Here is a 5,511-nt window from a genome sequence, read left to right on the forward strand (position 1 = left end):
GTCCTCTTCCGGCAGGAACATGGTCACACCCAGGGCGCGACCGCGCGGGATGATCGAAACCTTGTAGACCGGGTCGTGCTCAGGCACCAGTCGACCGACAATGGCGTGGCCAGCCTCGTGGTAAGCGGTGTTGCGCTTTTCTTTTTCCGACATGACCATGGTCTTGCGCTCGGCGCCCATCATGATCTTGTCCTTGGCCAGCTCGAACTCTTTCATTTCGACCAGGCGCTTGTTGGAGCGTGCGGCAAACAGCGAAGCCTCGTTGACCAGGTTGGCCAGGTCGGCACCGGAGAAGCCTGGAGTACCACGGGCAATCACCGCCGGGTTGACGTTATCGCCGACCGGCACCTTGCGCATGTGCACCTTGAGGATCTGTTCGCGACCGCGGATGTCCGGCAGCCCAACCACTACCTGACGGTCGAAGCGACCAGGACGCAGCAGCGCCGGGTCGAGCACGTCCGGACGGTTGGTAGCCGCGATGACGATGATGCCGTCGTTCATCTCGAAGCCGTCCATCTCTACCAGCAACTGGTTGAGGGTTTGCTCGCGCTCGTCGTGACCGCCGCCCATGCCGGCACCACGGTGGCGACCAACGGCGTCGATTTCGTCGATGAAGATGATGCACGGGGCGTGCTTCTTGGCCTGCTCGAACATGTCGCGCACACGGCTGGCACCGACACCGACGAACATTTCCACGAAGTCCGAACCGGAAATGGTGAAGAACGGCACTTTCGCCTCGCCAGCGATGGCCTTGGCCAGCAGGGTCTTACCTGTACCGGGTGGGCCGACCATCAACACACCGCGCGGGATACGGCCACCCAGGCGCTGGAACTTGCCCGGATCACGCAGGAACTCGACGAGCTCGCCAACCTCTTCCTTGGCCTCGTCGCAGCCCGCAACGTCGGCCAGGGTAGTCTTGACCTGGTCTTCGGAAAGCAGGCGTGCCTTGCTCTTGCCGAAGCTCATCGGCCCGCCCTTGCCGCCTGCACCGCCCTGCATCTGGCGCATGAAGAACATGAACACGGCAATGATGACCAGGATCGGGAAGCTGGCAACCAGCAACTGGGTCCAGATGCTCTGCTGTTCAGGCTGCTTGCCTTCAACGACCACGTGGTTGTCGACCAGGTCGCCGATCAGGCCGTTGTCGGTAATGGCCGGGCGCACGGTCTTGAAGTTGTCGCCGTCGGCGCGCTTGCCGGTAATGATGTAGCCGTCGACAGTCACACGCTCGACCTTGCCATCCTTGACCTGCTGGATGAAGTCGGAATAGTTGAGGGTCTGCGGCTCGTTAGGGCTGGAGAAGTTGTTCATCACTGTCACCAGGACAGCTGCGATGATCAACCACAGGATCAGATTCTTTGCCATGTCGTTCAATTCGCTACCCTCTGAGGCCGGCGCACGACGCAGCCGTGCCTCGCATGATATTCATCGCCCTAACTTACTACATTACCTACGCAGCCGCAGGCACCGTCTGTAACCCTTTGTGAAAGCTAGACTACACGAAGTTCGGACGATCCAGACGGGAGGGCCGATTGGAAATAACTATCGGCCACCCGTAGCACGCCTTTTCAAACGCCTTTGAAACCCTTGCCCAGCAAGTACTGCTCGCGAGAACGGTCGCGCGAAGAAGACGGCTTGCGCATCTGCACCTTGTCGAACTTGGTGCGCACGTCCTTCAGGTACATGTCGAAGCCTTCGCCCTGGAAAATCTTGATCAGGAAATCACCGCCGGGCTTGAGCACGCGGGTTGCCAGATCCAGGGCCAGCTCGCAGAGGAACATGGCACGCGGCATGTCCACTTCGGGCGTACCACTCATATTGGGGGCCATGTCGGAAATCACAAGGTCTACATGCGTATCACCGACCGCCTCGAGAATCTGCTGCAGCACTGAATCATGGGTGAAGTCGCCCTGGATGAAGGTCACATCGGGGATCGAGTCCATTTCCAGGATGTCGGAGGCGATCAGACGGCCCTGGCCACCAATCAGACGACTGGTTACCTGCGACCAGCCACCCGGGGCGGCGCCGAGGTCGATCACGCTCATGCCGGGGCGGATCAGACGGTCCTTTTCCTGGATCTCCAGCAGTTTGTAGCTCGCACGCGAGCGGTAGCCATCCTTCTGTGCCTGTTTAACAAAAGGGTCGTTGAAATGCTCTCGCAGCCAGTTTGCGCTGCTTTTGGAACGTTGTACCACGGGGCACCTCGATGATATGCGTCGTGATTGACTGGGCGGAGCCGGTGGCCCTCGGGTAAAATGCCGGTCAATTTTACAGAATCAGACAGAAAGGGTCAGATTATGCCGCTCAATAACGAGCAGAAGAAGCAATACAAGTCCATTGGTCATGACCTGAAGCCGGTCCTGATCGTTGCTGGCAACGGTTTGAATGAAGGCGTCATCGCCGAACTGGAACGCGCCCTGGCCGACCATGAGCTGATCAAGGTCGAGATTCGCTCGGAAGATCGCGAAGAACGGGCCGAAACCATTGCCCAATTGTGCAAGGCCGGCCGTGCCGAGCTGGTGCAGACCATCGGCAAGAAAGCCCTGATCTACCGCAAGAACCCACAGCCGAACAAGCAGCTGTCCAACATCCACCGCTACAAGTAACGGTGGCTCCGCTCAGCGGCGCGTCAACCGCGCCCTGACCGGGACTGGCTGGGCTACCAGCACGATGCCGGAAAAGCCCAGCACCAGGAAGCAGAACATCTGCCAGCGCTCGCCTACGGAAATACCGTAGCGCAAGGTGTAGTACCCCACGCAGGCAGCGAAGCCGAGCAGCAGCATCTGGCCCCGGAACTGCCGCCACCAGGCCGCCAGGCCGTCAACCCTCGCCAGCACCGCCAGCTGGGTCAATAACCCCAACAACGCCACGCCGATCAACCAGCGGTCGATCTGCCCGGCGATGTCCTGCACCAGCAACGGCGCCAGGCCACTGACCTTGAGCGCGGGCACCAGCCCCACGTGAAACACCCACAGGCCACCGACCCAGAAAACCTGGGCCAGCTGCCAGAGGATCCCCTCGAGGGATGGCGCCCGCAGGCGCCGGTCAGATGTGCTGGACTTCGACAATCTCGTACTCGACCGTGCCGCTTGGCGTCTTGATGACGACGACGTCGCCTTCTTCCTTGCCGATGATGGCACGGGCGATAGGCGCGCTGCTCGACAGCTTGCCTTTCTTCACGTCAGCTTCATCTTCGCCGACGATCTGATACTTCACACGCTCGTCGGTTTCAGTGTTGGCCAGCTCCACGGTGGTACCGAAAATGACCTTGCCGGTATGGGCAATGGTGGTCACGTCGATCACTACCGAGTTTTGCAGGCGGCCTTCGATATCACGGATACGGGCCTCGACCATACCCTGCTCTTCGCGGGCAGCATGGTATTCGGCGTTTTCCTTGAGGTCACCCAGCTCGCGGGCTTCACCGATCGCCTGGCTCAGGCGCGGGCGCTCGGTCTTGCTCAGGAACAGGTGCTCCTCTTCCAGGGCGCGAGCGCCCTGAACGGTCATCGGGTATTTCGTAATGCTCATGCTTCGAGTCCTGCATGCAGATCTTGCAAGCGACGAACGGTCTTCTCGGGACCGAATTTCAGCGCTTCGCAGATGGCTTCACCGGCCGCAATGGTAGTGGTGCAGTAAATCTTGTGCTGCAGCGCATTGCGACGAATCGAGTACGAATCGGCGATCGACTGGCGGCCTTCGGTGGTGTTGATGATCAGCGACACTTCGTCGTTCTTGATCATGTCGACCACGTGCGGGCGACCTTCGGTCACCTTGTTCACACGGCGCACTTTCAGGCCAGCCGCCTCGATGACCTTGGCGGTGCCAGCAGTAGCAACCACTTCGAAGCCCAGGGCAATCAGGTCGCGGGCAACGCCAGCCACTTGTGGCTTGTCGTCATCGCGCACGCTGATGAACGCGGTACCGCCAGTCGGCAGCACTTCGCTGGCGCCCATCTGGGCCTTGGCAAAGGCTTCGCCGAAGCTGTCGCCGACGCCCATGACTTCACCGGTCGATTTCATCTCAGGGCCGAGGATCGGGTCAACCCCCGGGAACTTGGCGAACGGGAACACGGCTTCCTTGACGCTGTAGAAGTTCGGGATGATTTCCTGGGTGAAGCCAAGCTCTTTCAGGGTTTTGCCAGCCATGACGCGGGCCGCGATCATCGCCAGGGAGGTGCCGATGCATTTGGACACGAACGGCACGGTACGCGAAGCACGCGGGTTGACTTCGATCACGTAGATCTTGTCGCCCTGCAGGGCCAGCTGCACGTTCATCAGGCCGACCACGCCCAGCTCCAGGGCCATTTTCTTGACCTGTTCGCGGACTTCGTCCTGCACTTCCTTGCTCAGCGAGTAAGGTGGCAGCGAGCATGCCGAGTCACCGGAGTGAACGCCGGCCTGCTCGATGTGCTGCATGATGGCGCCGATCACCACGTCGGTGCCGTCGCACACCGCATCCACGTCCATCTCGATGGCGCAGTTGAGGAAGTGGTCGAGCAGTACCGGGCTGTCGTTGGAAACTTGTACCGCTTCGCGCAGGTAGCGCTTGAGCTCGTCCAGTTCGTAGACGATCTCCATCGCGCGGCCGCCGAGTACGTAGGACGGGCGCACCACCAGCGGGTAGCCGATGCTGCCCGCTGCGCGGATGGCTTCCTCTTCGCTGCGCACGGTGGCGTTTGGCGGCTGCAGCAGGTTCAGACGCTGCACCATTTGCTGGAAGCGCTCACGGTCTTCGGCACGGTCGATGGCATCCGGGCTGGTGCCGATGATCGGTACGCCGGCTTCTTCCAGGGCACGGGCCAGTTTCAGCGGGGTCTGGCCGCCGTAGTGGACGATGACGCCTTTCGGCTTCTCGACGCGGCACACTTCCAGCACGTCTTCCAGGGTCAACGGCTCGAAGTACAGGCGGTCGGAGGTGTCGTAGTCGGTGGAGACGGTTTCCGGGTTGCAGTTGACCATGATGGTCTCGTAACCGTCTTCGCGCAGCGCCAGGGCCGCGTGTACGCAGCAGTAGTCGAACTCGATCCCTTGGCCGATACGGTTAGGGCCGCCACCGAGGATCATGATCTTGTCGCGGGTCGACGGATTGGCCTCGCACTCTTCCTCGTAAGTGGAGTACAGGTAGGCGGTGTCGGTGGCGAATTCGGCGGCGCAGGTGTCGACGCGCTTGTAGACCGGGAACACTTCCAGCTTGTGGCGGTGACGGCGCAGGTTCTTGTCGGTGATACCGAGCAGAACAGCCAGTCGCTGGTCCGAGAAACCTTTGCGCTTGAGGCGCAGCATCATCGCCTTGTCGATGGCCGACAGGGCCAGGGTCTTGACCTTCTCTTCTTCCTTGATCAGATCTTCCATCTGCACCAGGAACCACATGTCGATGCCGGTCAGGGCGAAGATCTCTTCGCAGGTCATGCCCGAACGCATGGCGTCGGCGACGTACCAGATACGCTCGGCGCCCGGCACGGTCAGCTCGCGCTTGAGAATGCTGGCGGCTTCAGGGCTGGCCAGGTCGACT

The 5,511-nt window shown here is 60.9% G+C and carries 6 protein-coding genes; 1 reads left to right on the forward strand and 5 read right to left on the reverse strand.

Features of this window, described 5'->3' with window-relative positions:
- Together ftsH and rlmE are read right to left on the reverse strand one after the other, a co-directional pair.
- Positions 1-1,365: ATP-dependent zinc metalloprotease FtsH (gene ftsH, locus HP546_RS24920; RefSeq protein ID WP_172230862.1), on the reverse strand; the 1,365-nt coding region annotated here is incomplete at its 3' end.
- A 203-nt stretch (positions 1,366-1,568) separates the two neighbouring features.
- Positions 1,569-2,195 (reverse strand): 23S rRNA (uridine(2552)-2'-O)-methyltransferase RlmE, encoded by a 627-nt coding sequence (gene rlmE, locus HP546_RS24925; RefSeq protein ID WP_172230865.1) that lies wholly within the window; start codon positions 2,193-2,195, stop codon positions 1,569-1,571.
- A 102-nt stretch (positions 2,196-2,297) separates the two neighbouring features.
- Here rlmE and yhbY point away from each other — a divergent pair, with 102 nt between their 5' ends.
- Positions 2,298-2,606 carry a ribosome assembly RNA-binding protein YhbY gene (yhbY, locus tag HP546_RS24930; RefSeq protein WP_172230868.1) on the forward strand — a complete coding sequence of 103 codons (309 nt, stop codon included), beginning with the start codon at positions 2,298-2,300 and terminating at the stop codon, positions 2,604-2,606.
- A gap of 12 nt (positions 2,607-2,618) precedes the next feature.
- Here the strand turns inward: yhbY and HP546_RS24935 are convergent, their stop codons facing one another.
- From HP546_RS24935 to carB, 3 genes are all read right to left on the reverse strand, one after another.
- On the reverse strand, positions 2,619-3,068 hold the full coding sequence (locus HP546_RS24935) for an MFS transporter (protein ID WP_172230871.1): 450 nt from the start codon (positions 3,066-3,068) through the stop codon (positions 2,619-2,621).
- A complete protein-coding gene (gene greA, locus HP546_RS24940; protein ID WP_172230874.1) occupies positions 3,046-3,528 on the reverse strand; it encodes a transcription elongation factor GreA in 483 nt (160 codons plus the stop codon). Before greA ends, HP546_RS24935 begins: the two co-directional genes overlap by 23 nt.
- A partial coding sequence (gene carB, locus HP546_RS24945) for a carbamoyl-phosphate synthase large subunit (protein ID WP_172230893.1) occupies positions 3,525-5,511 on the reverse strand: 1,987 nt, incomplete at its 5' end. The genes carB and greA, both read right to left, overlap by 4 nt.

It is taken from the genome of Pseudomonas sp. CM25, assembly GCF_013179705.1.
In the GTDB taxonomy this organism is placed as follows: Bacteria; Pseudomonadota; Gammaproteobacteria; order Pseudomonadales; family Pseudomonadaceae; genus Aquipseudomonas.

Bases quoted from the DNA above. Each gene is read 5' to 3' on its own strand.
- greA (WP_172230874.1), bottom strand. From the start codon at position 3,528: ATGAGCATTACGAAATACCCGATGACCGTTCAGGGCGCTCGCGCCCTG.
- yhbY (WP_172230868.1), top strand. From the start codon at position 2,298: ATGCCGCTCAATAACGAGCAGAAGAAGCAATACAAGTCCATTGGTCAT.